We start from the raw sequence: 26,960 nt of genomic DNA on the forward strand, positions 1-26,960 counted from the left end.
GGATCATGAGCGCCAAAGATCGTCTGCCGCACGAAAAAGGCTTTCACATCAGCTGGGATCAGATCCACCGCGATTCCCGTGCTCTGGCATGGCGGCTGGATGGGCAAGGGCCCGATGACGGCAATTGGCGCGCCGTGGTGGCGATCACCCGTGGCGGCATGGCGCCTGCGATGATTGTTAGCCGCGAGTTGGACATTCGCACGGTCGATACAATCAGTGTGCGGTCCTACCATCATCAGGAACAGGGCGAAGCCGAAGTGCTCAAAGCGCCCGATGCCGACCTGATGGGCGACGGAACCGGTATCCTGATCGTGGACGACCTTGTTGACAGCGGCAAAACCCTGGAGCTGGTGCGCGAGATGTACCCCAAGGCCCATTTCGCCACGGTTTACGCCAAACCCAAAGGCCGCCCGATGGTCGACACTTTCATCACCGAGGTCAGCCAGGACACCTGGATCTTCTTCCCCTGGGACATGGCCCTGCAATATGTCGAGCCCTATCGCGGCACCGACTGACTTCTTCTGTTCAAAAATACCTCGGAGCGCGAGGCAGAGCCTCGCCCAAAAATATCGGTCCTGCCATGGCTCATACACGCACCAGCGCCACGTTCCCCCCTCCGGTGATGGAGGCGCGCCGCTGGCTTGACGGTGTAACCTTCAGCGACGACACACCATTGATCAATGTCAGCCAGGCCGCGCCGGTGGATCCGCCGCCCTTGGCGCTGCGACAGGCCATGGCCGAGTTTACGCTCTCACAAGACAGCGCCCATCTTTATGGGCCGGTGCTGGGCAACCCGGATCTGCGCGCTGAATTGGCCCAGCAGATCAGCACCCATTACGCCGCCAAGGTCGAAGCCGATCAGGTGGCCATCACCTCAGGCTGCAACCAGGCGTTTTCTGCGGCGATCTCGGCGCTTACCGATCAAGGGGATGAGGTCATCCTGCCGACCCCGTGGTATTTCAACCATAAAATGTGGCTCGACATGGCGGGCGTGCGCGCGGTCGATCTGCCAACGGGGGACGACCTGTTGCCCGACCCGGAACAGGCACGTGCACTCATCACCGACAAAACGCGCGCAATTGCGCTGGTGACCCCCAACAACCCCGGCGGCGTTGAATACCCCGCCGAACTGATGCTCGCGTTTTTTGAACTGGCGCAAGAGACTGGTATCCATCTTCTGGTCGACGAGACCTATCGCGATTTCGACAGCCGGTCCGGCCCGCCGCACGATCTGTTCCAGCAACCGGGCTGGGATCAGACCCTTGTGCATCTCTATTCCTTTTCCAAAGCCTATCGCCTGACCGGGCATCGCGTCGGCGCGCTGGCCACCAGCCCCGCGCTGCTGTCCGAGATCGAGAAATTTCTGGATACCGTCGCCATTTGCCCCGGCCAGTTGGGCCAGTTCGCGGCCCTTTGGGGGATGCAGAACCTGTCACAATGGGTGGCCGGGGAACGGGATGAAATCCTGGATCGCCGCGCCGCCATTGCCGAGGGCATGCCTGCACTCGAAGCCAAAGGATGGAAGCTCTTGGGGCTGGGCGCGTATTTTGCCTATCTCGAACACCCGTTCGACATCGCGTCTGACGATCTGGCGCGCCAGTTGGTGAAGGATGCAGGCATTTTGCTGCTGCCTGGTACAATGTTCATGCCCGACCATGATCCAGCTGGAAAACAACAGTTGCGCGTGGCTTTTGCCAATCTTGACCGCGCCGGTATCACGCAATTGTTTGACCGGTTGCAGGCTCTGACCTTCTAAGCTTGCCCCCCGGCAGTCGGCGTCGTATTCAAAGCCGCACCCACTCGGGTTCAAACCCGCAAACACTGAACAAGAGGGCACCATGGCCGCAGGCATGAAAAACCTATCAAAGACATTTGTATGGATCCTCATGGGCCTGCTGATGCTGGGTCTGGCCGGGTTCGGCGCCACCAGCCTGACGGGGACCGTCCGGACCGTGGCGCAGGTCGGCGACGAAAGCATTTCGGTTGATACCTATGTGCGCGAGCTTCAGAACGAAATCCGTGCGATCGAGGCGCAGACGCGTCAGCCGATGCAGATTTCGCAGGCCTATCAACTGGGTCTGGATCAACTTGCCCTGTCGCGTCTTGTCGCGCAGGCGGCATTGGACAATGAAGCGGCCCAGCTTGGCGTGTCGGTGGGCGATGAAAACCTGCAAAACGAGATCGTGCAGATCGAAGCGTTTCAAGGCGTGAACGGCACGTTCGACCGTGAAGCCTATCGGTTTCAACTGGAACAGGCCGGGTTGAGCGAATCTGAGTTCGAGGAAGATCTGCGCAAGGATTCTGCGCGCACGCTTGTGCAGGGTGCGGTCACCAGTGGTGTTCAGATGCCCGCAATCTTTACCGAAGCCTTGGCAAATTATGTGCTGGCCCGGCGCAGCTTCACAGTTGCAACTTTGGACGAATCCGCACTGGAGTCTGAGGTCCCTGCCCCTACCGATGCTCAAATCCAGGCGTATTACGATGACAATACTGACCAATTCACCCTGCCCCGCACCAAAAGACTGACTTATGTGGTTCTTTCACCCGACAGCCTGCTGGACTCGATCGAGGTGGATGAAGACGCGATGCGCAAGCTCTATGAAGACCGCGCCAGCCAGTACCAACAGCCCGAGCGGCGCCTTGTCGAACGTCTCGTCTTTTCTGACGAGGCCGCGGCAACCGAAGCCTTGGCCCAGTTCGAGGTCGGTGGGGCGACGTTCGAACAATTGGTTCGTGCCCGCGATCTGGAACTGAGCGATGTTGATCTCGGTGATGTGACCCGCGAAGATCTCGGTGACGCTGCAGATGCCGTATTTGGCGCCGAGATCGATGACGTTGTGGGGCCACTGCCTTCTGTCTTTGGCCCAGCCCTGTTTCGCGTGAACGGTGTACTTGCCGAAAGCAATGTCAGCTTTGAGGACGCACAGCCGGAATTGCGCGAAGAACTAGCCGCAGACCGTGCGCGCCGCCAGATCGAGGCGCAAGCCGAAGATCTCAATGACCTATTGGCCGGGGGCGCGACGCTGGAAGAACTGGCCAGTGAATCCGACTTGGAACTGGGCACAATCGACTGGACCAGCGAGGGTGGCGAAGGCATAGCCGCCTATAACGAATTCCGGGCAGCGGCGCAGGCCGTGCAAGAGGGTGATTTCCCCGAGATCGATTTCCTTGAGGACGGCTCGATCTTTGCACTGCGGCTCGAAGAAGAACTGGCACCCCGTCCCGAACCCTTGGACAGCGCGCGCGAGCGCGTGGCTGGAGCCTGGGTTCAGCAGGAAATCGCGAAGGCTCTGCAAGAGCAAGCCAACACCGTGCTGACACAACTGGCCACAGATGGTGACTTTACCGCCACCGGTCTGCCTTTCCGCGTGGAAAATGCGCTGACGCGCACTGCGTTCCTGGATGACGTGCCCGCTGATTTCATGTCTCAGGTCTTTGAGATGGACACCGGTGAAATGCGCGTCATTTCGGGGCCCGGTGCGGCCTATATCGTGCGTCTGGATGAGGAATTGCCCCCGGCAGAAACCGATGAGCAACGCCGTATGCAAGAGGCGCTGGCCGCACAGATGAATCAGGAGCTGGCCCAGAACATCTTTGAAATCTATGTCCGTGACGCGCAGACACGAGCCCGACCGGTTGTGGATCAGCAAGCGCTGAACGCCGTGCAAGCCGCCTATTGAACGAGACCTGACATGTCCCTGACACCCGAGTACGACAGTTTCGCGCGCGCCTATGAAGCGGGCGAAAACCAAGTCGTGTATACGCGCCTTGCAGCGGATCTGGATACGCCGGTTTCGCTGATGCTCAAACTGACCGGTGCGCAGAAAGATGCGTTCATGCTGGAATCGGTCACCGGTGGTGAAGTCAGGGGCCGGTATTCGATCATCGGTATGAAACCCGATCTGGTGTGGCGCTGTCACGGCGAAGGCTCGGCCCTGAACCGCTCGGCCCGCTATGATGCCGAGGCCTTTGTTCCGCAGGACGGCAACCCGATGGACAACCTGCGCGCGCTGCTGGCTGAAAGCCGTATTGAACTGCCGGATGACCTGCCGCAAGCGGCGGCCGGGCTGTTCGGGTATCTGGGGTATGACATGGTGCGTCTGGTTGAACATCTACCAGATGTGAACCCAGATCCTTTGGGCCTGCCCGATGCGATCATGTTGCGCCCGTCTGTGATTGCCGTGCTGGACGGTGTCAAAGGCGAGGTGACCGTGGTGTCTCCGGCCTGGGTCAGTGACGGACAGTCGGCAAAGGCAGCTTACGCGCAAGCTGCAGAACGTGTGATGGATGCGGTTCGCGATCTGGAACGCGCGATGCCAAGCGAGACACGCGATCTGGGCGAAGCGCTTGAGGCCGGCCCGCCTGTCTCGAACTTTACCAAATCCGGATATATGGAGGCGGTCGAGAAGGCCAAGGAATACATCCGCGCCGGTGACATCTTTCAGGTCGTTCCGGCGCAGCGCTGGACCCAGGATTTCCCGCAACCTCCTTTTGCGCTCTATCGCTCGCTGCGGCGCACCAACCCGTCGCCTTTCATGTTCTATTTCAACTTCGGCGGCTTTCAGGTCGTAGGGGCCAGCCCCGAGATCCTTGTGCGGGTCTTCGGCAGCGAGGTTACCATCCGCCCCATCGCGGGCACTCGCCCGCGCGGTGCCACGCCGGAAGAGGACAAGGCAAACGAATTGGATTTGCTTGCGGACAAGAAAGAGCTCGCCGAGCATCTGATGCTTTTGGATCTGGGCCGCAACGATACGGGCCGTGTGTCCAAGATCGGCACTGTGCGCCCGACCGAAGAGTTCATCATCGAGCGCTATAGCCATGTGATGCATATTGTATCGAACGTGGTGGGCGAGCTGGCCGAAGACAAAGACGCGCTGGACGCGTTCTTTGCTGGGATGCCTGCAGGGACCGTCTCGGGCGCACCCAAGGTGCGCGCAATGGAAATCATTGATGAGTTGGAGCCTGAAAAACGCGGCGTCTATGGCGGTGGGGTTGGTTATTTCAGCGCCGGTGGCGATATGGACATGTGCATCGCCTTGCGCACAGCCATCGTGAAAGACCAGAAGCTTTATATCCAGGCCGGTGGCGGCGTTGTTTATGACAGCGACCCCGAAGCGGAGTTCATGGAAACCGTTCACAAATCGAACGCGATCCGTCGGGCAGCTGCGGATGCGGCCCGGTTTACCGGAAACGGGAATTCATAGGCTTATCCCAATAGGGGCTGACCTTTGACAGGCGGCAGAGAGCATTCTGCCGCCTTTGCACATTACTGGATTTCGTGCAGCATCACAGCAGAGATCGGAGCCATCGCCACCCGGCTGCTGCGATCTTCCAGCCCCCATAGCAAAAGGGCCGAGATCGTTTCGGGGCGCAAACGGCCCAGCATCACAACCGCGCCCTCTTGCCCGGCGCGGAAGGCCGCTTGGTCCAGGAACCTCCGCATAACATTTGGATCCTGCCGTGCACCGTCGAAGTCGCGGAAGACAACGCTGGACGGAACGCCATTGCGCGCAGCCAGCTTTTGCACGGTGTTAAGACCCTTGCCCTGCGTGACCAGGCCACGGCCTGTGTCCCCGGCAATCACCGCCACTTGGTCAGCCAGTTTGCGGTTGCCCTGAATACCGGTGTTCACGCCTTCCAGTATGCCCACCGTCTCGGGCAGTTGGTCCAGCCAGACCGAGAACGACACTTCGGCATCCTGCGCGCTGGCGCCAACGGGCAGATCGGCCAGGGCCAGCACTTCAAATCCGGCGGCGCGATAGCGCTCCATCTTGGCTGCTGCATCCGGGTCCTCCGGGCTGACAGCAAAGCTGAGCGGATAGGGAAAATCCTGCAACGCCTCGGCCCCAAACGCGCCTTCATCATCGATCAGAATGATCGACATCAGCGGCTTGGCCTCGGGGTTTTCAAACTTGGCGGCATAATCCTGAATCGGCTTGCCCGTTTTCGGATCTGTCGCCGCATCCTCAGCCGCAGATGCTTCTTTGTCCTGCGCGGTTTCCCGCTCAGGCAGCGGTACCACACGCTTGCCAACCTGCGTCGGAGCGGGAGCGGTCTGATTTCCCCCGATTTGCGGCAGAGTCGCGATACGAGGTGATTTCTGCTCGGCTGGCTTTTCTTCAGCCTCAACCGGAGTGGCGTTGACCTGAGGCAGATCGGGTGTATCGAACTCGATCAACTGGGGCTTTTGAGCCTGGGGTTCGCTTGGCTGCAGCGGAATGTCTTCCTGACGTGGGATCGCTGCGGGCACTTTTTGGGGATCGGGTTTAGGCTCTGGTTGCACAATCGCGACCTCAAATTCTTCCTCGTTCTTCGGCTCTGGGGCAGTTGCAATTTCGTCCGCGATATCTTCGACGGGCTGCGACGGGGTCTCGGCAACGACCTCGGGTGCGGGCAGTGGGGCGGCTTCTTCTTCAACCACTGGCTCTGGTGCCGGCGGAGCCGTCGTCACCACTTCGGGTTGCGAATCTTGAGTGGGCGATTGCGGAACAACACCTGGGGCCTGCAGCGCCACCGGAGTCGCCGAGGCCACCACAACGGGCGCAGAATTTCCAATGCCCGGAGTACCTAAGCCCTGATGCGCAGAGTTTGCCTCGGTCACGGGTTGGGTGTCGGCCTCAACCTCGAGCCCGTCCAGATTGACCAAGCTATCAGCTTCTGCCGACGGGCTTTCCGGGCCAACCGGTGGCAGATCAAGAAGATCGGCGCCAGCATCAGCCGCAGCCACGGAGGCGACCTCTTGCACATCGGGAACCACTACCTCTTGCGGTGCCTGCTCGGCCACCTCAGGCTTGCGCGCCAATGGTGATGTCACCGACAGCACCACGCCCAGGATCAGGACAGTCAATGCCCCTATGATCACTCCACCGAAAAAACCGCTCATCGAACTCTCGCCTTTCGCGTTGTTTTCTGCCTCACTCGCCCATGCGCCATCTGCTGCGGCACTTGCCCGCCCGGTGGCCTCAAGGGGAATGTCCTCTTGACGCTGCCGCACAAGCCTGAGCATGTATGTCGCGACATTATACCGTGGCTCGGGCCTGCATCGCCAGCCCGAAATGCCAAAGACAAGATAAGTACCCAAATGCTGCTGCTGATCGACAACTACGATTCGTTTACCTACAACCTGGTTCATTATTTGGGCGAGCTTGGGGCCGAAATGGTCGTGCGCCGCAATGATGCGCTGGATGTGCAAGAAGCGATGGCAATGAACCCTGCCGCCATCCTTCTCAGCCCCGGCCCCTGTGACCCCGATCAGGCGGGTATCTGCCTGGCCCTGACCGAAGCCGCCGCCGAGACGCGGACGCCGCTGATGGGCGTCTGTCTGGGGCATCAGACCATTGGGCAGGCCTTTGGCGGCAAGGTGGTGCGCTGCCACGAGATCGTGCACGGCAAGATGGGCACGATGTCCCATGGTGGCAAAGGCCTTTTTGCCGGCCTGCCATCTCCGTTCGAAGCGACACGCTATCATTCCCTGATCGTGGAACGCGAAACTCTGCCCGAGTGCCTTGAGATCACGGCAGAGCTTGAAGACGGCACGATCATGGGGCTTCAGCACCGCGAGCTTCCGATCCATGGCGTTCAGTTCCACCCGGAATCCATCGCTTCAGAGCATGGTCATGCCCTGCTCAAAAACTTCCTGAAAGAGATGAAAGTCCCCGCATGAGCGACGCTCTTAAACCGCTGATCGGTGCTGCGGCTGATCGGCCCCTGACCCGTGCCGAGGCTGAAAAAGCCTTTGAGATCCTGTTCGACGGTGCAGCGACGCCCAGCCAGATTGGCGGGTTGTTGATGGCCATGCGCACCCGGGGCGAAACGGTTGATGAATATGCCGCAGCCGCCGCCGTGATGCGCGCCAAGTGCAACGCGGTTCAGGCCCCCGCGGGCGCGATGGACATCGTAGGGACGGGTGGCGATGGCAAGGGTACGCTGAACATCTCGACCGCAACTGCCTTTGTCGTGGCGGGCGCAGGTGTCACCGTGGCCAAGCACGGCAACCGCAATCTCAGCTCAAAATCAGGCGCCGCTGACGCGCTGGGACAGATGGGCATCGACGTGATGGTCGGCGCGGAAACCGTTGAGAAAGCGCTAAAAGAGGCCGGGATCGGTTTCATGATGGCGCCGATGCACCACCCGGCCATCGCCCATGTCATGCCCTCCCGGCAAGAGCTTGGGACCCGGACGATTTTCAACATCCTGGGACCGCTGACCAACCCCGCAGGCGTCAAACGCCAGCTCACCGGGGCATTCAGCCGTGACCTGATCCGCCCCATGGCCGAAACCCTGCGCCTTTTGGGCTCGGATCACGCCTGGTTGGTCCACGGCTCGGACGGTACGGATGAGCTGACCATCACCGGCATCAGCTGGGTTGCCTCTGTCGAAGATGGCCAGATCAAAGAGGCTGAACTGCACCCCGAAGATGCAGGCCTGCCCGTGCATCCGTTCGAGGCCATTCTGGGTGGTACACCCGAAGATAACGGCAAGGCCTTCCGCGCTTTGCTGGAGGGCGAACCTTCGGCCTATCGCGACGCGGTGCTGTTGAACGCAGCCGCTGCGCTTGTGGTGGCGGATGCTGTCACGGATCTGCGCGAAGGTGTTGCCAAGGCCGCCGAAAGCATCGACAGCGGGGCCGCAAAAGACAAGATCGCCACCCTGGCCCGTATCACACAGGAAGCCGCATGACCGAGACCGTTCTGGACAGGATCAAAGCCTATAAGCTTGAGGAAGTTGCGGCGGATAAGGCGCAGAAATCCCTTGAGGTTTTGGAATCCGAGGCGCACGAAGCCTCGGAACCGCGTGGCTTTGCCAAAGCGTTGAACAAGGCCACTCGCACAGGCTATGGCCTGATCGCCGAGGTCAAGAAAGCCAGCCCCTCCAAAGGTCTGATCCGCGCCGATTTTGATCCGCCTTCGCTGGCCCAAGCCTATGAGGCGGGTGGCGCGGTCTGTCTGTCGGTGCTGACCGATACGCCCAGTTTCCAGGGTGCCAAAGAGTTCCTGGTGGCCGCACGCGAAGCAACTTCTCTGCCCGCGCTGCGCAAGGATTTCATGTATGACCCCTATCAAGTGGTCGAGGCGCGCGCGCTCGGGGCGGATTGCATTCTGATCATCATGGCCTCGGTCAGCGACGCGCAAGCGGCTGAGCTTGAGCAGACCGCTTTTGACTGGGGCATGGATGTTCTGATCGAAGTGCATGACGCCGAAGAACTGGAACGCGCGACCGATCTGAAAAGCCCCCTATTGGGCATAAACAACCGCAATCTCAAGACCTTCGAGACCACTCTTGATACGACACGGCAATTATCCAAACTGGTTCCGGTGGACCGGACGATTGTGTGCGAGAGCGGGCTCAGCACGCGCGAGGATCTGGCCGATATCGCGCGCTATGGCGCGCGGTGTTTCCTGATCGGCGAAAGCCTGATGCGGCAGGATGACGTGGAACAAGCAACGCGTGATCTGCTGGCGAACCCTCTGGTTCCCGGGGTGATGTGATGGCACTCACCCATTTCGACGCGCAAGGTCAGGCCCACATGGTCGATGTCTCGGACAAAGCCGTCACAGACCGCGTGGCCGTTGCGGCGGGTCATATTCGCATGGCGCAGGCCACCTATGACCTGATCACCGAAGGGCGAGCGAAAAAGGGCGACGTGCTGGGCGTGGCCCGGCTGGCTGGGATCATGGGTGCCAAGAAAACACCTGACCTGATCCCATTGTGTCACCCTCTGCCGGTCACCAAAGTCGCTGTGGAACTGACGCTCGACCCGGATTTGCCCGGTGTTCAGATCGAGGCGACCGTCAAAACCTCCGGCCAGACCGGGGTTGAGATGGAGGCGCTGACGGCGGTCTCGACTGCCGCGTTGACCGTCTATGACATGACCAAAGCCGTGGACAAGGCGATGGAGATCGGCGGCATCCGCGTATTGCTGAAAGACGGCGGCAAATCAGGCCGTTACAAGGCGACATGATCACCGTCAAAGAGGCGCGCGCCCTGCTTTTCGATCTGGTCTCGCAGTTGCCTTGTGAGACTGTGCCGCTGGCGCACTCCGCCGGACGTGTGCTGGCCAAATACGTGACAGCAATGCGTGATCAACCCCCGTTTGCGGCATCTTCCATGGATGGCTATGCAGTCAACTCGACCGAGGTTGAGCTGCACGCCATGTTCAAGGTTATCGGCGAATCCGCTGCTGGGAACCGTTTCGATGGGTCGGTCAGCGCAGGACAGGCCGTTCGCATCTTTACCGGCGCGCCGATGCCAGATGGCACCGATTTTGTGGTCATTCAGGAAGACATCGACCGGCGCGGAGATCTGATCACAATCTCGGACGATCCGGGAACCAAAACAAATGTGCGGCCTGCGGGGGTGGATTTTACCGCAGGTACGGTGATCTCTGCCCCGCGTCTTTTGCGACCCGAAGATGTGGCGCTGATGGCGGCGATGAATATCGCCGACGCACCTGTGACCCGCCGCCCCACGGTAGCGCTGATCTCAACCGGTGATGAATTGGTTATGCCCGGCGAAACCCCGGGCCCAGACCAGATCATCGCGTCAAATACCTTTGGCCTTAAAGCCTTGCTGGAAGGTCTTGGAGCAGAGGTGCGGATGCTACCCATTGCGCGCGATACGGTGTCGTCGCTTGAAATGGCGTTTGAGCTGGCCAAAGGCGCCGATCTTGTCGTGACCATCGGTGGTGCTTCGGTTGGTGATTATGATCTGGTGGCAGACGTATCGCACAGCCTTGGGATGGAGCGGTCTTTCTACAAAATCCGTATGCGGCCTGGAAAACCCCTGATGGCGGGCCGGATGGGCGATGCGGCCATGGTTGGCCTGCCGGGCAATCCGGTCAGCGCCATGGTCTGCGGCTATCTTTTCTTGGCCCCGATGATCCGTAAGATGCTTGGGGTCGCGCAAACAGTGCCACCGTTCCAGACCGCCAAGCTGGCGGAACCGCTGACCCCGAACGGCCCGCGCGAACACTATATGCGCGCAGTTATTGGCCCGGACGGTATCCGGGCATGCGCCGATCAGGACAGCTCACTGCTGAGTGTTCTGGCCGAGGCGAATGCCTTGCTGGTCCGCGCCCCCAATGATCCTGCCCGCGCCACTGGCGAAGAGGTCGAATACCTGCCGATCTGACAGAACACCGCTCTATCCGTTGACACAAAACGTGAACATGCGTAGAACAAAAGAAAACGCATAAGCCACGAGGTGCGAGCGATGTTGACCAAGAAACAGTTGGATTTGCTGGAATTCATCCATAAACGCGTGCAAGCGGATGGTGTTCCCCCTAGCTTTGATGAAATGAAGGCGGCTTTGGACCTGAGATCCAAATCCGGCATTCACCGATTGATCACAGCGTTGGAGGAGCGCGGCTTTATCCGCCGTTTGGCGCACCGCGCCCGCGCGATCGAGATCGTGAAGCTGCCCGAAAGCCTGGGCGGAGAGCCCACCGCCGGTTTCAACCCGCGTGTGATCGAAGGCGACCGGCCCTCGGGCCCACGGCCTGCAAATTTTGAACCGGTTACCGTGGACGCGATGGAACTGCCGGTCATGGGCCGCATTGCCGCTGGTGTGCCGATTGAGGCGATCAGCCATGTCTCACACCGCGTCGCTGTTCCCGGCAGCATGGTGTCGGGTCAGGGTGAGCACTACGCGCTGGAAGTGCGCGGCGATTCGATGATCGAGGCGGGGATCAATGACGGTGACGTGGTGGTGATCCGTGAAACCAACGTTGCAGACAATGGCGACATCGTGGTGGCTCTGGTCGAGGATCAGGAAGCCACTCTGAAACGGTTCTTCCGCCGCGGTCAGGCCATCGCGCTTGAGGCTGCAAACCCGGCCTATGAGACGCGCGTTCTGCCGCAGGAAAAGGTTAAGGTTCAAGGGCGGTTGGTCGGCCTGATCCGCAGCTATTGATCCCGTTTGCGGGGCTGCGGTGACCACAGCCGGAACCCCGTGACCGCGCTGGTGGTGGTGATCTTGCCATCTGTGATGGCCAGGCTGCCGGTCTGGCGCAGCATATGAGGATCGATGATCTGGCATGCGCCATCAAGGTGCAGCGCCACCGGGGCGACAACGATTTGATGTCCCAGGCATTCGCTGAACTGCCCGGCGGCACGTTTGCCGGTCAGATGCACAAGTTCCTTACCGCCCAGTAGATATCTCTGAATACTCGCAGGCTCATGCGGCCAGCGCCCCGCCGCAAGCGGTTGGTCCGCCCCGTCGCCGTCATTTTCAAGCCAGACGGTGGCGATAAAGCCGCTGCCTTTGGCCTTGCTCAAAGCCCTGCCCTCATCCGTCATCACGCCGATCAGCCCGCCGGTATCGGCCACCAGAATCTCGGGCCGGTGCCCCTGCCCCCAGAACGCCATCGCAAACAGCGCAGGCGCAAGACCCAGCCATCGCGCGCGCCCCTGCCAAAGGATCACCCACAATAGGCCCAAGGTCAGCACGGGCAGAACCAAGTCAGGTGGGCTGGCAACAAAGCCCTGAGCGCCGTTTAGTCCTGAAACAAACTCTGCCACGTCCAGAATCCAGCCCAGGCCAAGGCCCATCACCGCCATTGGCATCCACTCCAGCCCCAAGGGCGCCAGCAAGGCGGCGACCACCGCTGCCGGGACCACAACAGTACCCATGACCGGAACCGACAAGAGATTGGCCACAAGGCCGTAATGCGACATGGTGTTGAAATGCGCGGCGCCGATGGGCGCTGTCGCCAGGCCCGCAATGCCCGAAGACATCAAGACCCCTAGAACGGGTCGCAACCATTTGGGCCCCGGCAGTTGGTTTTGCCGCCATACGCCAAAGATGGCGACCAAGGCGGTGGTGGCCGCAAAGGACATCTGAAATCCGGGGCTAAACAGCGACTCGGGTCGCAGTATCAAGACAATCAGCGCGGCCACAGCAACTGCGCGCAAGGATATGGCGCGGCGGTCGATCAGTACTGCCCCCAAAAGCACAGTGACCATCACAAAGGCGCGCTCGGTCGCGACGTTGCCACCGGATAACAACAGGTAGATGACCGCGGCAACAAGCGCACAGATCGCGGCCAGCTTGCGCACCGGCCAACGCAAGGCCAGCGTCGGGATAGCCGAAAACCCAATGCGGCAGGAGAGAAAGACAAACCCCGTCAGCAATCCCATATGCAGACCGGAAATCGCCAACAGATGCGCCAGGTTAGAGGCCCGTAATGCCTCAAGACTCTGTTGGCTTATGCCGCTGCGATCGCCGGTGGTGACGGCGGCTGCAAAACCGCCCACTTCACCGGGTAAGATCTTGCGAACATGATGAGAAATCGCGATGCGCCAGGCCGTGATCCTGACGCCGTCCAACCCGTCCTGCGGCCCGGCAATCGTCAACACCGGCGACCGGGTATAACCAACCGCACCCAGTCCTTGGAACCAGGCATGGCGGCGAAAATCGAACCCTCCGGATTCGATAGGGCCCTGCGGTGGCGACAGAAGCGCTGTGGTCATGATCCGTTGTCCGGGGGACAGATCAACCGTGTCGCCATGAATGGAAAGCCGGACGCGCGTTGGGCGTTGATCGGCGCTTACATCCCCAAGTCGCACCCGATCCAATGTCACCCGCAGCGCGTCCGACGCAGAGCGGTCCAGCGCCACGACCCGCCCCTCGACCGGGCCGTAGAAACGCCAATCCAGAACCGGCTCTGCAACCATATGGGCCCGCGCCCCGGCCAGCAGAAAACCGCAGCCAACAAGGGTCAGGCCAAACAAGAGCGGTGCCCAGGCCGCAGAGAGGCTGCGTCCCCATACCCAGGTACCGCCGGTCAGGAGGAGAACCCAACCGTAATTCTGAGGGCCGGGTTCAAACCGCAGCCCAAAATAGATCCCAATACCAATCGCCAGGCATACTGGCGACCACGGAAACCAATAACCCCTCTGGTTCAGCAGAGCCGTCTCGATCCCCGTCAGAACACGCATGGTTGCCCCCGTCCTTCGGGCTCGTTAGACAGTCGCCAAACTAAGCCCGCTCCGGTTACCAAAAGGTTAATCCCCACCATGTCCGAACAGGTCGTCACCCGTTTCGCCCCCTCGCCCACTGGCTTTCTGCATATCGGTGGTGCGCGCACTGCGCTGTTCAACTGGCTTTTTGCGCGCGGACGTAGCGGCAAGTTTCTGCTGCGGATCGAGGACACGGATCGCGAACGTTCAACCCCCGAGGCGACAGCCGCGATTCTGCAAGGGATGTCCTGGCTGGGGCTGGACCACGATGGCGATGTGATCAGCCAGTTCGAGGGTGCTGCCCGCCATGCAGAGGTTGCGCATCAGCTTTTGGCAGAAGGCAAAGCGTATAAGTGCTTTTCGACACAGGACGAGATCACCGCGTTCCGTGAACAGGCCCGGGCCGAGGGAAGATCGACCTTGTTCCGCAGTCCGTGGCGCGACGCTGATCCGTCAACCCACCCGGACGCGCCTTTTGCGATCCGCATCAAGGCACCACAGGATGGCGTGACCGTGATCCGCGATCAGGTGCAAGGCGATGTCACCATCCGCAATGATCAGTTGGACGACATGATCCTTCTGCGCTCGGACGGCACTCCGGTCTATATGCTGGCTGTGGTTGTCGACGACCACGATATGGGTGTGACCCATGTGATCCGGGGCGATGATCACCTCAACAATGCTGCGCGTCAGATGATGATCTATGAAGCGATGGGCTGGGACGTCCCTGTCTGGGCGCATATCCCGCTGATTCATGGGCCCGATGGCAAGAAACTGTCGAAACGCCATGGCGCTTTGGGGGCGCAGGAATACCAGGCGATGGGATATCCCGCTGCCGGCATGCGCAACTACCTGGCGCGTCTGGGTTGGAGCCATGGTGACGATGAATTCTTTACCGATGAGCAAGCCCGAGAATGGTTCGATCTGGATGGCATTGGCAAAAGCCCGGCGCGGTTTGATCTGAAGAAACTGGAAAACCTATGCGGTCAGCATATCGCGGTCTCGGACGATGCCGCGCTGCGGCAAGAAGCCGAGGATTACCTGGTCGCGGCCGGTCTTCCGGCGCTGAGCGAGACACAATCTGGTGATCTGGAACGCGCCATGTATTGCCTGAAAGAACGCGCCCGAACTTTCCCAGAACTCCTTGAAAAAGCGCACTTTGCCCTGACGTCACGCCCAATCCAACCCGATGAAAAAGCAGCAAAAGCGCTGGCTTCTGTATCCGATGGTATACTGGATGAATTGACGCCGCAGTTGCAAAGTGTTAGCTGGACGCGGAACGAACTGGAGGAGACCCTGAATTCCTACGTGGAAGCCAAAGGGGTCAAGTTCGGCAAACTGGCGGGTCCGTTACGCGCGGTTCTGGCCGGACGCGCTGTAACACCTTCGGTCTTCGACATGATGCTGGTGCTGGGACGTGAAGAAACCCTGGCGCGGCTTTCAGATGCAGTGACTTAATCCCGACCTTCACATTCGGGTAACGCAGCTGCGCTAACACCCGGACTGCGCGTCCTTGCGCAGCCGTTGCCCGCAGGCCCGGTTTCGGCGCCGATATGCGAAGAATGAGGAAGGGAAAATATGACCGACAGCAACAAATCAGCCACCCTTACAGTTCATGGCGAAACCTACGAGTTGCCGGTTCACTCGCCCACGGCAGGACCCGATGTAATCGACATTCGCAAGCTGTACGGACAGGCCGGTGTATTCACCTATGATCCGGGTTTCACATCGACTGCCAGCTGTGACAGCACCATCACCTATATCGACGGGGAAAAGGGTGAACTGTTGCACCGCGGGTACCCGATTGATCAGCTGGCCAGCAAATCGCACTTCCTCGAAGTTTGCTATCTGCTGCTCTACGGAGAGCTGCCGACGGCTCCGGTGTTGGAAAAGTTCGAAACAACGATCACACGCCATACGATGCTGCACGAGCAAATGCAGTATTTCTATCGCGGCTTCCGTCGCGATGCGCACCCGATGGCCATCATGGTCGGCGTGGTGGGCGCAATGTCAGCCTTCTATCACGATTCGACCGATATCTCGGACCCGCATCAGCGTGAGGTCGCCTCGCACCGCCTGATCGCCAAGATGCCGACCATCGCGGCCTGGGCCTATAAATACCACACAGGTCAGCCCTTCGTGTATCCGCGCAACGATCTGGACTATGCGTCGAACTTCCTGCGCATGTGTTTCAGCGTTCCGGCCGAAGAGTATGAGGTCAACCCGATCCTCAGCCGCGCAATGGACCGCATCTTTACCCTGCATGCCGATCACGAGCAGAACGCCTCGACCTCGACCGTGCGTCTGGCGTCATCTTCGGGCGCGAACCCGTTTGCCTGTATCGCTGCCGGTATCGCCTGCCTTTGGGGGCCTGCACATGGTGGTGCGAACCAAGCCTGCCTTGAGATGCTGGAAGAGATCGGGTCGGTGGATCGTATCCCCGAATATATCGCTCGCGCCAAAGACAAGAACGACCCGTTCCGCCTGATGGGCTTTGGCCACCGGGTCTATAAGAATTTCGACCCGCGCGCCAAAGTGATGAAGCAATCGGCTGATGAAGTGCTGGATCTGCTTGGCGTCGAAGACAACCCGAAACTGCAGGTCGCCAAAGAGCTGGAACGCGAGGCTCTGGAAGATCCGTATTTCGCCGAGAAGAAGCTGTTCCCGAATGTGGACTTCTATTCCGGTATCATCCTCGAAGCGATGGGTTTCCCGACTTCGATGTTCACGCCGATCTTTGCCCTGTCGCGTACGGTTGGCTGGGTCAGCCAGTGGAAAGAGATGATCGCCGATCCTCAGAACAAGATCGGGCGTCCGCGTCAGCTGTACCTGGGCGAGACCGAACGCAACTACGTGGATATCGAAAACCGCTGATCTGTGGTTTCGAACGCCAAGACAAAACCCCGCGTCGCCGCGGGGTTTTTTGCTGGGGTCATGTGTTACCAAAATGAAACCTTGTACTGCGAAGCCATACCATTGGACTGTCAGAACTTTCCCTACAATAAAGGTAGAATTAGGCTGCCTGCTGTCTGAGTGTGGGTAAGTGCCAAGATCATGCGACGTATCGCAGTTTTTCTGTCTTTTCTGATCGCCACCCCGGCCACGGGCCAAACACTTCTGGAAAGAGCTTTCGAGAATCTGCAACGGGAAAACGCAGCCGGTTCTTTGGCGATCCTGGGTCTGGCCGGCATTCCAGATAACTCTGCCAGTACGATATTTTTGGAATCCAATACCGGTGATCGCGATTACGACTTTCGGTCCGCCCAATTGGGCGGTGGCTTTCGCGTTGCCGAAAGGTTTCCGCTCTATCTGGAAGGTTACATCGGATATGCCCGATACGACCCGGTTCTGTTTTTCAGTGGGACCGGCGCGACCAACAGCGTACCCTTGAAATGGACCAGTGCTGCCGTGACCGGCGGGATCGGCTATCAGTTCGATATCGGCGAGGCGTGGACGGTCACGCCAATGGCTCATATCTCGATCGGGCGGACGCAATCTGACGCTTCGATCGGCGCGCAGGTAATCGCGGACCGCCTCGGCCTGGATCGCGATTATCTTGAAAGCGGCGGGCTCTGGGCTGGTGGCGCGGGCGGATCGATGACGGTTGCCTACGAACGCCCCTTGTCCAACGATCGCGAGTTCGAAGCCAGCCTGCGCTATACCCATATTGAATACCGGCCCATTGGCGATGACGAAGATCTGCTGATCCGGTCCACGGCGGCAAATGCGGTGTTGTGGAGCAGATACCGCTTTCCAACAGGCAAGCGGATGTTCGGGCGCCCGATACGCTGGGTCGGTGATCTGTCACTGTCATACCTGGTCGGAGATCAGTCGCTTGTGCTGGGCACCGATTGGTTGGCCCGGATTGGTGGCGGCATCGAGGTGGATCTTTCGGACACATGGGTGCCGTGGGTGAGCACCACACGGATTATGGTCCGCTATTACGGAAGCGATACGGTCAACGGGTTCAGTGCCGGAATCGGCATCAGTTTTTAAGCATTAGAACAGCGACAACTGGTCCCCCGCCTGTGCCGGTCTTGCGAACAGATCACAGCGCAATGGGGGTGATTTTGTTCTTAACCCCAGGCGTTTGACTGCCGCCTTGAACCGTTGGGCAATCATCTGGGCATAGATCCCTTCTCCGCGCATCCGATGACCCCAACGCGGGTCGTAATCCCGCCCTCCATGCATCTCACGCAGGCGCGCCATGACCTTTTCGGCCCGGCCCGGCTCATGTTCGGCCAGCCACTCCTGCCAGAGCTGTGACACCTCACGCGGAAGACGCAGCATGATCCAACTGGCCGCGTCCGCGCCTGCCTGTTGACCGGCCTCCAAAAGGCTTTCCAACTCATGATCGGTTAGTCCGGGAACCACCGGAGACGTCATCACCCGCACCGGAATACCCGCCTGGCTCAGCCGTTCGATCATCCGTAACCGGCGCTTTGGCGAGGGCGCCCGAGGCTCCATCCGGCGGCTGAGACCGGCATCAAGCGTGGTCAGAGAGATGCCGACACGCACCAGACCTTGTGCGGCCATAGGGGCCAGAATGTCGATATCTCGTTCGATCAGCGACCCTTTGGTCACGATCCCCAGCGGGTGCTTGAACGCGCTTAAAACCTGCAGGCATTCCCTTGTTATCTCGCGCTTTTTCTCGATGGGCTGATACGGGTCTGTATTGGTTCCAAGCGCCAGCGTCGCCACCTTGTAAGATTTCGCCGACAGCTCGCGCCGCAAGACCTTGGCGGCATTCGGTCGGGCAATTAAGCGCGTCTCGAAATCCAACCCGGGCGACAACCCCAGATAGGCATGGCTGGGCCGTGCGAAACAATAGACACAGCCATGTTCGCATCCGCGGTAAGGGTTGATCGACCGGTCAAAGGGCAGATCCGGAGATCGGTTATAGCTTATCAAGCTGCGCGCAACCTCGTCGCTGACCTCGGTGCGCAAAGGCGGCAGGTCTTCCGGCAGGTCCCAATCATCTGAGACTGGCGTGACCGACAGGGGTTCGAACCGACCTGTGGTGTTCGACCCAGCGCCCCGCCCGATCGGTATCGCCGACCCAATATGTTCGCTTTTTGTTCTCATTTCAACTTCTGTTCTACGCGACACCAAAAGGCCTGACAAGCCTTGACCGCGTGCCCTCCCCGCGCGGTGAAAACCCGGCAAAGCCCCGACCTAAGATGAAATTTCCGCTAGATCATCTTGTAAACTATTCTACTGCAACATCAGCTTAACTGTCATAAAGGTCGGTCTGAGAACGGCCATGGTCGCAATCGACACAGTGTTTCTGCGACGAAATGGCCAAAAACGGAAAATATAGCCACTGTGGGCCGCTTGGCCCCAAAGCTCGGGAATACGCTCCATGTCCGACGAAGAAGATATCGTCCTGTCCGAACTGAACGACGAAGAGCTTGTCGAACAGATGTTCGACGACCTCTATGACGGTCTGAAGGAAGAGATCGAAGAAGGCACCAACATCCTGCTCGAGCGCGGGTGGATGCCTTATGACATCCTGACCAAGGCTCTGGTCGGCGGGATGACCATCGTGGGCCATGATTTCCGGGACGGTATTCTGTTTGTGCCCGAAGTTCTGTTGGCCGCCAATGCGATGAAGGGCGGCATGGCCATCCTCAAGCCGCTTCTGGCCGAAACCGGGGCCCCTCGTGTGGGCAAGATGGTGATTGGTACCGTCAAGGGCGACATCCACGACATCGGCAAGAACCTGGTGTCGATGATGATGGAAGGCGCAGGCTTTGAAGTGGTCGATCTGGGCATCAACAATCCGGTCGAAAACTATCTGGAAGCGCTTGAGACCGAGAAGCCTGATATTCTGGGAATGTCCGCACTGCTAACAACCACAATGCCTTACATGAAGGTCGTGATCGACACGATGGTCGAACAAGGCCTGCGCGATGATTACATCGTTCTGGTGGGTGGTGCGCCCCTGAACGAAGAGTTCGGCAAGGCTATTGGGGCCGATGCCTATTGCCGCGACGCCGCCGTGGCGGTTGAGACGGCCAAGGAATTCGTATCTCGCCGCCACAATCAATTGGCTGGCTAAAACCCCTCACAATTTCTGCAATGGGCCGTCCGGTTTCGGACGGCTTTTTTTTTGGCCACGAGATGCCTTGCGTCGCCTCGCGCTTAACATCTTTTAAACCGGCCTGCCGTTACACAAGAGCGGAGGCAGCTTTGAGGGTCCCGTGCCAACCACATTCACCGTAATTTCGTTGGGTAACCTGTCAGACATTGACACGTTTGAAGGAAACACAACCGCCGAAAACGCCGCCGCGCTGGTGGGGCAAAGCTTTGGCGGCCCGGGGAACGCCTTGTTCAACAACGCGGTGACCTGGTCACCGGTTGGCAATCCGAGGGGCGTTTACAACATGAACAACGCCATTTCGAATGATCAGTTCTCAATCGATGGCGGCCCGCCGCAGACCGTTGATGGCACAGCGGTCTATCAGGCAACTCTGACCTATTCCGATGGCTCAACAGATACGTTTTCGGCCGTTATCGTTCAGGACACTACCGGAAACACCTATCTCGCACCCGAACTCTCGGACAATGCGGATCAAGCCGCGCTTGAGGCGAAGCCGATCCAATCCATTTCGCTTGACGGGCTTGCTGGCAACCGGTTCAGCGGGCTGGGTTCTGTGCGTGAAGACTGGGATCTGGTGACCTGCTTTACCACGGGCACACGGATCGAAACCGAAACGGGTATCAGGGCGATCGAAACCATCCGCGTGGGCGACGGGGTTCGGACTTTGGATCATGGGTTTCAACCCGTTCGATGGATTGGGCAGCGCACAGTACCAGCCGAAGGCGCTTTTGCTCCGGTTCTGTTCAAGGCTCACGCCTTGGGAAATACACGCGATTTACGGGTATCGCAGCAACATCGGGTTTTGCTGAACGACTTCAGGGTCGAGCTTTGCAGCGGATATGCCGAAGCGCTGGCTCCGGCCAAACATCTGGTGAATGGCGATGATATTATGCTGATAGATGGCGGAATGGTCACCTATGTCCACCTGATGTTCGACCAGCATGAATTGATCTGGTCCGAGGGATGTTTGACCGAAAGCTTTCATCCCGGTGCTCAGGGCTGGAACAGTCTGGATCGAAAGGCGCGCTCTGAAATCCTAAGCTTGTTCCCCGAGTTGCAGACGGAAGGGCTTGCCGCCTATGGCCCCACAGCACGGCCTTTGCTGGCCCGCAGCGAAACACAGGCGTCGGTGGGCTAGAAAAAGATGTCGGTGCAAGGCTTGCCTTGGTGCCCCAATCGTCGTTCTGTGGCCCAAGCGCAGCTGAAAGCCCCCCAAAATGCCCAACGACACCCTGCCCGACCCGACCCAACTGACCAACAACACGTTTTCCACCAACACCGGTGGTCGGATCCTGCTGATCGCTTGCGGAGCACTTGCGCGCGAGATCCTTGATCTGAAAAACCGCAACGGCTGGGATCACATCGCGCTGACCTGCCTGCCCGCGATTTTGCACGTGCATCCCGAAAAGATCACGCAAGCGGTTGAGGACGCCATTGCCAAACACCGCGACAGCTATGAACAGGTCTACGTGGTCTATGCAGATTGTGGCACCGGCGGGATGTTGCAGAAGGCTTGCGAAAAGCTGAATGTCGAGATGATCCAGGGGCCACATTGTTATTCCTTCTTCGAAGGCAATGACACCTTCGCGGCCCATGGTGAGGATGAGACCACGGCATTCTACCTGACAGATTTTCTGGCCCGTCAGTTTGACGCCTTTGTCTGGAAACCGTTGGGCCTGGATCGGCATCCCGAACTGCGCGACATGTATTTCGGCAATTACACCAAGCTTGTCTATCAGGCTCAGACAGACGACCCGGAACTGACACGGCGCGCGCAGGACTGCGCACAGCGCATTGGACTGGCGTTCGAGCGTCGCCGGACTGGCTATGGTGATCTGGAAACCACCTTGTCCGACTGGGCCGCCAGGCCGTTGTCCCAGAGTGAGTGATCAGGCGGTTGCCTGTGCAACCTCGCGAATGCGTTCGATCATCGCGCGCAGCCCGTTCGAACGCTGCGCCGACAGGTGATCGTTCAGGCCAAGCCGCGCCAGCTCGGCGGCAGCATCGACACCAGGCACCTCGGCAACCGGCAACCCGTTATAAAGACAACGCAGAACCGCGATAAGCCCGCGCACAATCAAAGCATCACTATCGCCATCAAACCGGAAAACGCCCCCTTCAACAACGGGATGAAGCCAGACCTGGCTCGCGCAGCCATCAACCTTTGTTGCCGGAACCTTAAGCGCGTCATCCAATGGCTGCATCGCTTTGCCCTGATCGATCACATGGCGATAACGATCTTCCCAATCGTCCAGAAACTCAAAATCTTCAACGATCTCTTCAAAGGCGGGCGTTGCCATGGTGCGGCTCTTTCTAGCGGTTCGTGTTCACAACTGAGACCTAGGCCCGCCTTTGCCGACTGTCCACCCCTTGCGCGGGTTTTCAAAGCTGCGGAATTAGGCTAATCCGGTGCGGGTGAATTAGTGCTAAATGTTGGGGCCCATGTACAAAAATCTGTCCGCTCTGCTCGTTGCCACGGTTTTGCTTTCAGCCTGTGGAAATTGGGGCAACTCTCGGGCGAACCCCTCGAATTGGTTCGGACGCAGCGACCCTGCCCCGGTCAAGGTCTCGCCTGACGATGCCAACGCCCTGATCCCGCAAGACTCGGACAGTCTCGGATTGTTTTCACGGCCTGAGGCGGAAGACACCACCGTTCCGATTGCGATCATTGATGAGCTTCGGATCGACCCGACCCCACATGGCGCAATCATCTATGCGTCGGGAACCGCGATCCGCCAAGGTGCATTTGACGCCGAGTTGCGGCGCGTCGTCTCGGAAGAGAACACCGCAAACGGTATCATCGAGTATTCTTTCCGCGTGAACTATCCCGACTTCGCAACCCGCCAAGGCAGCGTACAATCCCGCACGGTGTCGGATGCGGCAAATCTCAGCACGCAGGACTTGCAGGGTATTCGGCTGATCCGAGTGGTCGGGCAACAAAACGCGCTGGAATCACGCAGGCGCTAGCCGCAATCTATAAGCTGACAACCTCGACGGCCGAGCCTTTGGCCGCGAGGGCGATCTTACCTTCGCACAGCTTCAAAGCGTCTTCGCCAAACACTTCGAACCGCCATCCGGTCATCGCGGGCACGTCGCGCTCTCCTGCCGCGATCTGATCCAATTCAGCACTTGAGGCAATCAGCTTGGCCGCAACGCCAGCGCTTTCGGTTTTGGATTTCAGCAAGACGCGCAGCAAATCCGCCAGCGCCGGGTTCACTTTCAGGTTTTCGCGGCTGTTGTCAGGTTTAGGCATTTGATCCGGTGGGCAATCCATACCCCGTTTGACTGCGGCCAGAATACCATCGGCGATCACCCCTTTACGGGCCTCGCGAAGCAACAGGCGCGACCGTCCCAAATCACCCATGGATTTCGGTTTGGTCGATGCCATCTCGATCAAAGCGTCGTCCTTGAAGACGCGGCTGCGTGGAACGTTGTTTTGCTGCGCGTGGGCCTCTCGGAAATGGGCCAACTCGCGCACCACTGCCAGAAACTTTGCTGAGTTCGTGCGTGTCTTGACACGGCGCCAAGCATCCTCGGGACGAATATCGTAGGTCGCCGGGTTGGTCAGGATCCGCAACTCTTCCGCCACCCAATGGCTGCGCCGTGACTTGTCCAACTGTGTTGCCAGATGTTCATAGATCTTGCGCAGATGCGTCACGTCGGCCAGTGCATAGGTTTTCTGCGCGTCAGTCAGCGGCCTGCGTGACCAGTCGGTAAAGCGCGAGGTCTTGTCGACACCTTCCTTGCAGATCTTGCGCACAAGCGTTTCATAGCCAACCTGCTCACCAAACCCACAGACCATGGCCGCGACCTGTGTGTCAAACATCGGTGTGGGAAAGATACCGGCCTCAACCCAGAATATCTCAAGGTCCTGGCGGGCTGCGTGGAACACTTTGACCACCGTGTCGTTCTGAAACAGCTGGTACAGCGGGTCGAGTGAGATGCCGTCGGCCAGCGGGTCAACAAGAACCGCACTGTCTGGGTCGTCCGAGGGATAGGCCAATTGCACCAAACACAGCTTGGAATAATAAGTCCGTTCACGCAGGAACTCGGTGTCTACGGTAACGTAAGGGTATTGTGCCGCCGTTTCACAGAAATCGGCCAGCTCTTGCGTGGTTGTCAGGGTTTTCATACGCCGTGCTAGTCTTGGTTTTGCTTTAGATAACTGCCCGATTGTCCATCCTCATCCCGAGCGCTGAGGGCGACCATAAGCCGAATATCGGGCGGGTGTAAATCACCCAAGGATCAAGGCAGAAGAACGGGTGTCCTGTCCGCAACGGCAAAGCGGCGCAGCACCGCCGGATAGAGCTTGTGTTCCCAGGTCAAAACACGGGCCGCCAAGCTTTCTGGCGTATCGTCTGGTGCAATCTCAACCCGCGCCTGTCCCAGGATGGGGCCGTCGTCCAGCGCCGCTGTGACCTCATGGACGGTACAGCCATGCTCAGCATCGCCTGCCTCGATCGCCCGGGCATGGGTGTGCAGTCCCTTGTATTTCGGCAGCAGTGAGGGGTGAGTGTTCAGCATCCGCCCCTGAAACTGTGAGACGAAATCGCCGGTCAGCACCCGCATGAACCCAGCCAGACAGATGATATCGGGTCGGGCGGCCAGCAGCGGCTTGATCAACTCCGCCTCAAAGGCGGGACGATCACCCTTATAAGGTCGGTGATCCACCGCTGCCGTGGGGATGCCCCTGTCTGCGGCTTTCTTCAGGCCTCCGGCATTGGCATCATTCGACAGCACCAGACACGGCCGCGCCGGATGATCTCCAACCATGCTGTCGACCAGCGACACCATGTTCGACCCACTGCCCGAGAGCAGAATGGCGACGCGTTTTTGGCTCACAAGAGCTTACCCGCATAGGTCACGCCGGGCACATCCGTCACCGCACCAATCCGGGCGACGGTCTCGCCGGCCTCGGTCAGCAAGGTGGTCAGGGCGTCTGCCTGGTCCGCTTCACAGACGACGATCATCCCGATCCCGCAATTGAAAGTCTTGAGCATCTCGACTTCGGCAATCCCGCCCACCTGCGCCATCCAGCCAAAGACGGCAGGCAGATCCCAGCTGTCCAGATCGATCTTTGCGCCCAGCACCTCAGGCAAGACCCGCGGCAGGTTCTCGGTCAGCCCACCACCGGTGATATGGGCCAGCGCGTGTACACCCCCGGCCCGGATCGCCGCCAAGGCCGGTTTTACATAAAGCCGCGTAGGCGTCAGCAGCGCGGCACCCAGAGAGCCTTCGCCAAACGGAGATGCGGCACCCCAGCCCAACCCCGAAAGCTCGACCAATTTGCGCACCAGAGAATACCCGTTCGAATGCACTCCGTTCGAGGCCAGCCCCAGCAGAACGTCACCCGATTTCACGCCGTCGGGCAATGCGGCCCCACGCTCCATCGCGCCGACCGAGAAACCGGCCAGATCGAAATCACCATCGGGATACATGCCCGGCATCTCGGCGGTCTCTCCACCGATCAAAGCGCAGCCGGATTGCGCACAGCCTTCAGCGATACCTTCGATGATGCGTGCCGCTGTGTCCGTATCCAGTTTGCCGGTGGCAAAATAGTCGAGGAAAAACAGCGGCTCGGCCCCTTGGCAGATCAGGTCGTTGACGCACATGGCCACCAGATCGATGCCGACACCGTCGACCACGCCGGTATCGATTGCGATCCGCAGCTTGGTGCCGACACCATCCGTAGCGCCCACAAGAATCGGGTCGTCATATCCGGCCGCTTTCAGGTCAAACAGCGCACCAAAGCCTCCCAGGCCGCTCATCACCCCCGGACGGTTGGTGCGTTTGGCCGCAGGCTTGATCCGGTCGACCAGAGCGTTGCCCGCATCAATATCCACACCCGCATCCGCATAGGTGATTCCGTTCTTGCCCGCTGTCATGGCCGACCCCTTGTGACTGTGTTGCGCGCGGGTTAGTCGATTGTGCGCCGTCATGCAACGGTCAGGCTTGACGCGGGGCCTGATCGTGATACCCAAGGCGCTCAGGCGGGCCTGTAGCTCAATTGGTTAGAGCAGAGCGCTCATAACGCTTTGGTTGGGGGTTCGAGTCCCTCCGGGCCTACCACGATCTCACCGCCGGTGACTGAGATTGGGATGACTATGCTCTGCATGGCTTTGATACGTCATCAGTGGTTCTGATCGAAATTTCGGCTGCAGCTGGTGCCGACTTGGCTTATAAGGCGCCCAAACCAAAGGTTTTTTCGCCAATGAAACGAGCATTAGGATGCTGATTTCCCACACAAAGAAGTTCATTTTCATCAAGACGACCAAGACTGCCGGTACATCTGTCGAGGTGTTGCTGCAAAAATACTGTGTGCCGCAGGGTTTCAGCTTTCCGCCCGATCCTTTTGACCAGATTGTCACCGACGCCGGTGTCGTTGGCGGTCGCGGTCCCAATCCCGAAACGCGCAATACCTGGTTTGCGCATATGACAGCATCCGAAATCAAGACACTTGTTTCTCCAGAGATCTGGGATGGCTACACCAAGATCTGCAATATTCGGAACCCTTGGGACAAAACCGTATCCTTCTTTCACTTCAACAACCGCTCTGTTTCGTCCCTGCCGAAAGCCGAGATCATCGCCAAATTCCGAGACTTCATGCGCAATTCGAATCGCAATGGTCGCGATACCCACATCTATTTTATCGATGGCGCGCCGGTCGCCGACGTGTACCTGCGCCATGAAAGACTGACGGATGATTTCAATCAACTTTGCGAGAAACTCGACTTGCAAACCGAAGAATTACCCCGCCTGAAAGGCCAATTCCGCGACAAGGAAAAGCTGCACTATCGTGACTACTACGATGATGAGCTTCGCGATATGGTTGCGACGGTTTACGCCAGTGAGATCAAAGCCTTCGGCTGGGAATTCTAGATTCGCGCACCGTTACGGCA

25 protein-coding genes and 1 tRNA gene are annotated in these 26,960 nt (G+C 59.1%); 19 read left to right on the forward strand and 7 right to left on the reverse strand.

What is annotated here, in order from left to right; genetic code table 11:
• Nucleotides 1-5: 5 nt before the first annotated feature.
• The 4 genes from gpt (at nucleotide 6) to trpE (ending at nucleotide 5,204) form a co-directional block, all read left to right on the forward strand.
• On the forward strand, nucleotides 6-515 hold the full coding sequence (gene gpt, locus GOX45_RS06820; RefSeq protein WP_171099338.1) for a xanthine phosphoribosyltransferase: 510 nt from the start codon (nucleotides 6-8) through the stop codon (nucleotides 513-515).
• 65 nt (nucleotides 516-580) lie between these two features.
• A complete protein-coding gene (locus tag GOX45_RS06825) occupies nucleotides 581-1,756 on the forward strand; it encodes an aminotransferase (RefSeq protein WP_171099340.1) in 1,176 nt (391 codons plus the stop codon).
• Nucleotides 1,757-1,838: 82 nt separating this feature from the next.
• Nucleotides 1,839-3,680: a peptidyl-prolyl cis-trans isomerase gene (locus tag GOX45_RS06830; protein WP_171099342.1), complete on the forward strand. Its 1,842-nt coding sequence runs from the start codon at nucleotides 1,839-1,841 to the stop codon at nucleotides 3,678-3,680.
• 12 nt (nucleotides 3,681-3,692) lie between these two features.
• A complete protein-coding gene (gene trpE / locus GOX45_RS06835) occupies nucleotides 3,693-5,204 on the forward strand; it encodes an anthranilate synthase component I (RefSeq protein ID WP_171099344.1) in 1,512 nt (503 codons plus the stop codon).
• 62 nt (nucleotides 5,205-5,266) lie between these two features.
• Here trpE and GOX45_RS06840 read toward each other — a convergent pair whose 3' ends face one another.
• A complete protein-coding gene (locus tag GOX45_RS06840; protein WP_171099346.1) occupies nucleotides 5,267-6,883 on the reverse strand; it encodes a divergent polysaccharide deacetylase family protein in 1,617 nt (538 codons plus the stop codon).
• Nucleotides 6,884-7,081: 198 nt separating this feature from the next.
• Between GOX45_RS06840 and GOX45_RS06845 the strand changes: the two genes are divergently transcribed.
• The 6 genes from GOX45_RS06845 (at nucleotide 7,082) to lexA (ending at nucleotide 11,910) form a co-directional block, all read left to right on the forward strand.
• Nucleotides 7,082-7,663 (forward strand): aminodeoxychorismate/anthranilate synthase component II, encoded by a 582-nt coding sequence (locus tag GOX45_RS06845; RefSeq protein ID WP_171099347.1) that lies wholly within the window; start codon nucleotides 7,082-7,084, stop codon nucleotides 7,661-7,663.
• Nucleotides 7,660-8,679, forward strand: coding sequence for an anthranilate phosphoribosyltransferase (gene trpD / locus GOX45_RS06850; RefSeq protein ID WP_171099348.1), 1,020 nt, complete (start codon nucleotides 7,660-7,662; stop codon nucleotides 8,677-8,679). The genes GOX45_RS06845 and trpD overlap by 4 nt, the downstream gene beginning before the upstream one ends.
• Nucleotides 8,676-9,488 (forward strand): indole-3-glycerol phosphate synthase TrpC, encoded by an 813-nt coding sequence (trpC, locus tag GOX45_RS06855; RefSeq protein WP_171099350.1) that lies wholly within the window; start codon nucleotides 8,676-8,678, stop codon nucleotides 9,486-9,488. The genes trpD and trpC overlap by 4 nt, the downstream gene beginning before the upstream one ends.
• On the forward strand, nucleotides 9,488-9,961 hold the full coding sequence (gene moaC / locus GOX45_RS06860; RefSeq protein WP_171099352.1) for a cyclic pyranopterin monophosphate synthase MoaC: 474 nt from the start codon (nucleotides 9,488-9,490) through the stop codon (nucleotides 9,959-9,961). Before trpC ends, moaC begins: the two co-directional genes overlap by 1 nt.
• Nucleotides 9,958-11,130 carry a gephyrin-like molybdotransferase Glp gene (gene glp, locus GOX45_RS06865; RefSeq protein WP_171099353.1) on the forward strand — a complete coding sequence of 391 codons (1,173 nt, stop codon included), beginning with the start codon at nucleotides 9,958-9,960 and terminating at the stop codon, nucleotides 11,128-11,130. The genes moaC and glp overlap by 4 nt, the downstream gene beginning before the upstream one ends.
• A gap of 81 nt (nucleotides 11,131-11,211) precedes the next feature.
• Nucleotides 11,212-11,910: a transcriptional repressor LexA gene (gene lexA / locus GOX45_RS06870; RefSeq protein ID WP_171099354.1), complete on the forward strand. Its 699-nt coding sequence runs from the start codon at nucleotides 11,212-11,214 to the stop codon at nucleotides 11,908-11,910.
• Here lexA and GOX45_RS06875 read toward each other — a convergent pair.
• Complete coding sequence (locus GOX45_RS06875) at nucleotides 11,904-13,937, reverse strand: ComEC/Rec2 family competence protein (RefSeq protein ID WP_171099356.1); 2,034 nt, start codon at nucleotides 13,935-13,937, stop codon at nucleotides 11,904-11,906. The two genes, lexA and GOX45_RS06875, sit on opposite strands and share 7 nt — an antisense overlap.
• A gap of 78 nt (nucleotides 13,938-14,015) precedes the next feature.
• Between GOX45_RS06875 and gltX the strand changes: the two genes are divergently transcribed.
• The 3 genes from gltX (at nucleotide 14,016) to GOX45_RS06890 (ending at nucleotide 17,954) form a co-directional block, all read left to right on the forward strand.
• On the forward strand, nucleotides 14,016-15,416 hold the full coding sequence (gltX, locus tag GOX45_RS06880) for a glutamate--tRNA ligase (protein ID WP_171099358.1): 1,401 nt from the start codon (nucleotides 14,016-14,018) through the stop codon (nucleotides 15,414-15,416).
• Between the two features lie 120 nt (nucleotides 15,417-15,536).
• Nucleotides 15,537-16,832: a citrate synthase gene (gene gltA, locus GOX45_RS06885; RefSeq protein ID WP_171099360.1), complete on the forward strand. Its 1,296-nt coding sequence runs from the start codon at nucleotides 15,537-15,539 to the stop codon at nucleotides 16,830-16,832.
• A 180-nt stretch (nucleotides 16,833-17,012) separates the two neighbouring features.
• Nucleotides 17,013-17,954, forward strand: a complete 942-nt coding sequence (locus GOX45_RS06890; RefSeq protein ID WP_171099362.1) for an autotransporter domain-containing protein — start codon at nucleotides 17,013-17,015, stop codon at nucleotides 17,952-17,954.
• Between the two features lie 3 nt (nucleotides 17,955-17,957).
• On the opposite strand, the gene GOX45_RS06895 is transcribed toward GOX45_RS06890, so the two are convergent.
• Nucleotides 17,958-19,043: a PA0069 family radical SAM protein gene (locus GOX45_RS06895; RefSeq protein ID WP_171099363.1), complete on the reverse strand. Its 1,086-nt coding sequence runs from the start codon at nucleotides 19,041-19,043 to the stop codon at nucleotides 17,958-17,960.
• 277 nt (nucleotides 19,044-19,320) lie between these two features.
• On the opposite strand from GOX45_RS06895, the gene GOX45_RS06900 reads away from it, so the two are divergent.
• The 3 genes from GOX45_RS06900 (at nucleotide 19,321) to GOX45_RS06910 (ending at nucleotide 21,950) form a co-directional block, all read left to right on the forward strand.
• A complete protein-coding gene (locus GOX45_RS06900; RefSeq protein ID WP_171099365.1) occupies nucleotides 19,321-20,019 on the forward strand; it encodes a B12-binding domain-containing protein in 699 nt (232 codons plus the stop codon).
• 142 nt (nucleotides 20,020-20,161) lie between these two features.
• A complete protein-coding gene (locus GOX45_RS06905; protein ID WP_171099366.1) occupies nucleotides 20,162-21,199 on the forward strand; it encodes a Hint domain-containing protein in 1,038 nt (345 codons plus the stop codon).
• 79 nt (nucleotides 21,200-21,278) lie between these two features.
• The gene (locus GOX45_RS06910; protein WP_171099368.1) at nucleotides 21,279-21,950 is read left to right on the forward strand and encodes a DUF1638 domain-containing protein; all 672 of its coding nucleotides are present in this window, start codon (nucleotides 21,279-21,281) and stop codon (nucleotides 21,948-21,950) included.
• Here GOX45_RS06910 and GOX45_RS06915 read toward each other — a convergent pair whose 3' ends face one another.
• A complete protein-coding gene (locus GOX45_RS06915; RefSeq protein WP_171099369.1) occupies nucleotides 21,951-22,361 on the reverse strand; it encodes a SufE family protein in 411 nt (136 codons plus the stop codon). It lies immediately after the preceding gene.
• Between the two features lie 142 nt (nucleotides 22,362-22,503).
• Here GOX45_RS06915 and GOX45_RS06920 point away from each other — a divergent pair, with 142 nt between their 5' ends.
• Nucleotides 22,504-23,028 carry a hypothetical protein gene (locus GOX45_RS06920; RefSeq protein ID WP_171099371.1) on the forward strand — a complete coding sequence of 175 codons (525 nt, stop codon included), beginning with the start codon at nucleotides 22,504-22,506 and terminating at the stop codon, nucleotides 23,026-23,028.
• 7 nt (nucleotides 23,029-23,035) lie between these two features.
• Here GOX45_RS06920 and rnd read toward each other — a convergent pair whose 3' ends face one another.
• The 3 genes from rnd to purM form a co-directional block, all read right to left on the reverse strand.
• Nucleotides 23,036-24,193, reverse strand: a complete 1,158-nt coding sequence (gene rnd / locus GOX45_RS06925) for a ribonuclease D (protein WP_171099373.1) — start codon at nucleotides 24,191-24,193, stop codon at nucleotides 23,036-23,038.
• 113 nt (nucleotides 24,194-24,306) lie between these two features.
• The gene (purN, locus tag GOX45_RS06930) at nucleotides 24,307-24,903 is read right to left on the reverse strand and encodes a phosphoribosylglycinamide formyltransferase (protein ID WP_171099375.1); all 597 of its coding nucleotides are present in this window, start codon (nucleotides 24,901-24,903) and stop codon (nucleotides 24,307-24,309) included.
• Nucleotides 24,900-25,946 carry a phosphoribosylformylglycinamidine cyclo-ligase gene (gene purM, locus GOX45_RS06935; protein WP_171099377.1) on the reverse strand — a complete coding sequence of 349 codons (1,047 nt, stop codon included), beginning with the start codon at nucleotides 25,944-25,946 and terminating at the stop codon, nucleotides 24,900-24,902. Before purM ends, purN begins: the two co-directional genes overlap by 4 nt.
• A 107-nt stretch (nucleotides 25,947-26,053) precedes the next feature.
• Between purM and GOX45_RS06940 the strand changes: the two genes are divergently transcribed.
• Nucleotides 26,054-26,130, forward strand: a tRNA-Ile gene (locus tag GOX45_RS06940).
• A 159-nt stretch (nucleotides 26,131-26,289) separates the two neighbouring features.
• Nucleotides 26,290-26,940, forward strand: coding sequence for a sulfotransferase family 2 domain-containing protein (locus GOX45_RS06945; protein WP_171099379.1), 651 nt, complete (start codon nucleotides 26,290-26,292; stop codon nucleotides 26,938-26,940).
• Nucleotides 26,941-26,960 lie beyond the last annotated feature (20 nt).

Origin of the sequence: Ruegeria sp. HKCCD7255 (assembly GCF_013031565.1) — a bacterium.
Classification (GTDB): Bacteria; Pseudomonadota; Alphaproteobacteria; order Rhodobacterales; family Rhodobacteraceae; genus Ruegeria.

What these genes read in the sequence shown, in the direction of transcription:
- GOX45_RS06840 (WP_171099346.1), bottom strand. Translation starts at nt 6,883, where the DNA reads ATGAGCGGTTTTTTCGGTGGAGTGATCATAGGGGCATTGACTGTCCTG.
- purM (WP_171099377.1), bottom strand. Translation starts at nt 25,946, where the DNA reads ATGACAGCGGGCAAGAACGGAATCACCTATGCGGATGCGGGTGTGGAT.
- GOX45_RS06915 (WP_171099369.1), bottom strand. Translation starts at nt 22,361, where the DNA reads ATGGCAACGCCCGCCTTTGAAGAGATCGTTGAAGATTTTGAGTTTCTG.
- GOX45_RS06875 (WP_171099356.1), bottom strand. Translation starts at nt 13,937, where the DNA reads ATGCGTGTTCTGACGGGGATCGAGACGGCTCTGCTGAACCAGAGGGGT.
- gltX (WP_171099358.1), top strand. Translation starts at nt 14,016, where the DNA reads ATGTCCGAACAGGTCGTCACCCGTTTCGCCCCCTCGCCCACTGGCTTT.
- trpE (WP_171099344.1), top strand. Translation starts at nt 3,693, where the DNA reads ATGTCCCTGACACCCGAGTACGACAGTTTCGCGCGCGCCTATGAAGCG.
- moaC (WP_171099352.1), top strand. Translation starts at nt 9,488, where the DNA reads ATGGCACTCACCCATTTCGACGCGCAAGGTCAGGCCCACATGGTCGAT.
- lexA (WP_171099354.1), top strand. Translation starts at nt 11,212, where the DNA reads ATGTTGACCAAGAAACAGTTGGATTTGCTGGAATTCATCCATAAACGC.
- trpC (WP_171099350.1), top strand. Translation starts at nt 8,676, where the DNA reads ATGACCGAGACCGTTCTGGACAGGATCAAAGCCTATAAGCTTGAGGAA.
- GOX45_RS06920 (WP_171099371.1), top strand. Translation starts at nt 22,504, where the DNA reads ATGTACAAAAATCTGTCCGCTCTGCTCGTTGCCACGGTTTTGCTTTCA.
- GOX45_RS06945 (WP_171099379.1), top strand. Translation starts at nt 26,290, where the DNA reads ATGCTGATTTCCCACACAAAGAAGTTCATTTTCATCAAGACGACCAAG.
- glp (WP_171099353.1), top strand. Translation starts at nt 9,958, where the DNA reads ATGATCACCGTCAAAGAGGCGCGCGCCCTGCTTTTCGATCTGGTCTCG.
- GOX45_RS06845 (WP_171099347.1), top strand. Translation starts at nt 7,082, where the DNA reads ATGCTGCTGCTGATCGACAACTACGATTCGTTTACCTACAACCTGGTT.
- GOX45_RS06895 (WP_171099363.1), bottom strand. Translation starts at nt 19,043, where the DNA reads ATGAGAACAAAAAGCGAACATATTGGGTCGGCGATACCGATCGGGCGG.
- rnd (WP_171099373.1), bottom strand. Translation starts at nt 24,193, where the DNA reads ATGAAAACCCTGACAACCACGCAAGAGCTGGCCGATTTCTGTGAAACG.
- GOX45_RS06825 (WP_171099340.1), top strand. Translation starts at nt 581, where the DNA reads ATGGCTCATACACGCACCAGCGCCACGTTCCCCCCTCCGGTGATGGAG.
- gltA (WP_171099360.1), top strand. Translation starts at nt 15,537, where the DNA reads ATGACCGACAGCAACAAATCAGCCACCCTTACAGTTCATGGCGAAACC.
- GOX45_RS06900 (WP_171099365.1), top strand. Translation starts at nt 19,321, where the DNA reads ATGTCCGACGAAGAAGATATCGTCCTGTCCGAACTGAACGACGAAGAG.
- GOX45_RS06910 (WP_171099368.1), top strand. Translation starts at nt 21,279, where the DNA reads ATGCCCAACGACACCCTGCCCGACCCGACCCAACTGACCAACAACACG.
- gpt (WP_171099338.1), top strand. Translation starts at nt 6, where the DNA reads ATGAGCGCCAAAGATCGTCTGCCGCACGAAAAAGGCTTTCACATCAGC.
- trpD (WP_171099348.1), top strand. Translation starts at nt 7,660, where the DNA reads ATGAGCGACGCTCTTAAACCGCTGATCGGTGCTGCGGCTGATCGGCCC.
- GOX45_RS06830 (WP_171099342.1), top strand. Translation starts at nt 1,839, where the DNA reads ATGGCCGCAGGCATGAAAAACCTATCAAAGACATTTGTATGGATCCTC.
- GOX45_RS06890 (WP_171099362.1), top strand. Translation starts at nt 17,013, where the DNA reads ATGCGACGTATCGCAGTTTTTCTGTCTTTTCTGATCGCCACCCCGGCC.